This window comes from bacterium (genome assembly GCA_024224155.1).
Classification (GTDB): domain Bacteria; phylum Acidobacteriota; class Thermoanaerobaculia; order Multivoradales; family JAHEKO01; genus CALZIK01.
In genome coordinates, this window is record JAAENP010000339.1 from 1 (window position 1) to 2,581 (window position 2,581).

General features: G+C 63.0%; 2 protein-coding genes. One reads left to right on the plus strand and one right to left on the minus strand.

What is annotated here, in order from left to right:
- Positions 1-1,298 (plus strand): radical SAM protein (locus tag GY769_17175; protein MCP4203652.1); only part of this gene is annotated, 1,298 nt, incomplete at its 5' end.
- A 520-nt stretch (positions 1,299-1,818) separates the two neighbouring features.
- Here GY769_17175 and GY769_17180 read toward each other — a convergent pair.
- Positions 1,819-2,581 (minus strand): IS110 family transposase (locus GY769_17180; protein MCP4203653.1); only part of this gene is annotated, 763 nt, incomplete at its 5' end.

Here is a 2,581-nt window from a genome sequence, read left to right on the forward strand (position 1 = left end):
TCCAGGTCGAGGATCTCACGCCGGCTCTCCAGAAGGTCTTTCCCCACTTCTTGAAAGGCCGTTTCTTCGTGCCGGCTGAGGAAGACGAGCTCGACCACCTCAGAGAGCGCACCGATTTCTTCAAGCAGAACGATCCGTTCCTGGTGACGATCACCACCACGATGGATTGCAACTTCGACTGCTATTACTGCTACGAAGACAAGGATCCCGAGGACTACCTGAGCCTTGAGCGCTGCGACCAGCTCCTGGAATGGATCGAAGAGCAGATCGAGCTCAAAGGCCATACCAAGCTCTATACCGACTGGTATGGCGGCGAGCCGATGATGAATCGCAAGGCCATCGACTACCTCTCCGAGAAGGCGATCGCCCTGTGCGAGGAGCGCGGCATCGGCTACAGCTCGGCGATGATCTCGAACGGCACCTTCTGGCCCGAGGACGCCCGCGACTTTGTTCGGCGCAATCGCATCCGCCACGTCCAGTTCACCCTCGACGGCCCGCCCAAGCACCACAACGTGCGGCGCGGCTACAAGAAGGGCCACGAGCAGGAGGTGAGCTCTTTCGATACGGTGGCTCAGACGATCGACCGGGTGCTCGGCGCGACGCGGGTCTATCTGCGCATCAACGTCGATCCCGGGGTCGGCGAATCGGCCCTGGAGTTGGTGGATTTCTTCGCGCAGCGAGGCTGGCTCCACAAGGACGCCCACATCTACCCCTATCTGGCCGCGATCGGCCCGATGACCGAGCATTGCGGTTTTATCGGTACCTCGGAGAAGTTCCAGCGTTTCCAGACGGAGTTCGACGTCATCAAGGACGAGTTCCAGAAACGTATCTCCGAGCACATCGACCCGCGGGGCATCGAGCACCTCCAGATCTATCCCTCGACCCGGCGGATGAACTGCGCGGCGGTCGGCGAGAACAGCGTGGTCTTCGGTCCCGACGGGCTGATGTACAAGTGCGGGCTGGACGTCGGGGTCAGCGCGCGCGCCCACGACTCGCTGGAGTCGGCGTCGGCGAACGGCGGGAACGGATCGAGCGGGAACGGCTCGAGCTCGCCATTCGTCATCCTCAATAGCCAGCCCGAGCTCGGGGAGGACGCGCATCCGTACTCGGAATACGATCCCTTCACCCACGAGCGCTGTAGCCAGTGTCAGTACCTGCCGGTGTGCCTGGGCGGTTGCCCCAAGACACACTTCGAGCACAACGAGTACTACCTGAGTCGGCGCAGCGAGTACTGGGAAGAGAACTTCGAGACCTTGATCCAGACCTACGCCGACTCGGCGCACCGACACGCGCCGTGACGGTGCCGCCGCCCCAGAATCCGCGCCTGCGGCGCGGCTCTCGGATGATCTACGATAATCCGAGGCCGCGTCCTCGGCACGGACTCCGGCCCAACCCCTGTCATAGGCCGTGTCAAGCCCCAGACCCCTGAAGTTTTTGTCCCCTCAGGCGCACGAAGTCGGTCGCGACCACCCAGTGTCGCTAATGTCTGGGGCTTGACACGGCCCCAGTGACCGCTTCGTGCGCTGCCTCGGACGGGGGCGACGATCTTCAGGATGCGATGTCGGGTCCACCAAACCTGTCGCATCGGAGGTCCGTGATCGGCCTCGAATCAGCTGCATCGGGTATCGGGCCGACATCGACTCGCCGGGGTGCCTCGGGACTCCTTTCGGGCCTGAAACGACCAGAGGGGCTGGTGGAGGTCACCCCAGCGAGATCCTTCAGATCAACGCCTTAGTTGGTGAGCTCAAGTTTTCATCGATCTCCTCGGTTCTACGGATGGAACGGACGTCTTCGGGCTTCCGGCGCGCTGAAGGACCCTTACACCCCGAGGCGCTGAACGTCGAAGAGCTTCCGGCTGTCGAACGTCTCGCCGCGGGCGACCCACCACAGACCGCGCAACAGTTTGCGCATCAGCGCCACCAACGCCTTGGCCTTGATCTTGCCTCCGTCGCGCTGCACTTTCTTCTCGTACCACGCGCAAGCCACCGCGTCTTTCTGGATCCAGCGCAGCACCGCCAGGTACAGGTACTGGCGCAAGCGACTCGAACCGCGCTTGGTGATCGCCAGCTCGCCTTGGCGACGGCCGCTACTGACTTCCTTCAGGTTGAGCCCACCCCCCTTCACCAGACTGCCAGTGTTCGCATAATCCAGAAATGACCCCAGCTCGGACCGGATCACCGCGGCCGTCACAGCGCCCACCTGCGCGCCGACCAGCACCGTGGGGATGTCTTCACAGCTCAGATTCTTGACCCGCTGCTGGGCAGCACGGAACGCTTTCTGACGGCGCCGAGCCTCGGCCGCCAGCTCCTGCAACGCGTCGCGCTCCGCATCGATCATCGAAACCCCGAGGCTCTTGTCCGCCGCCTTCAGGACATCCTGTATCTTCTCTTCTTTCAGTCCCGGGCCGCCGGCACGGTGCAGACATTCCGCCGCCGCCACTTTGTGGGCCTTCACGCTCTGCGGACCGCCATACCGCGACAACAGCTCCAGCAGCGACACCGAGTCCAGATCAAGAAGAGGCAACACCTCCGGCCAGTAGCGGGTCAGCTGGGCCTCCAGGTTATTCTGCGAGCGGCTGAAA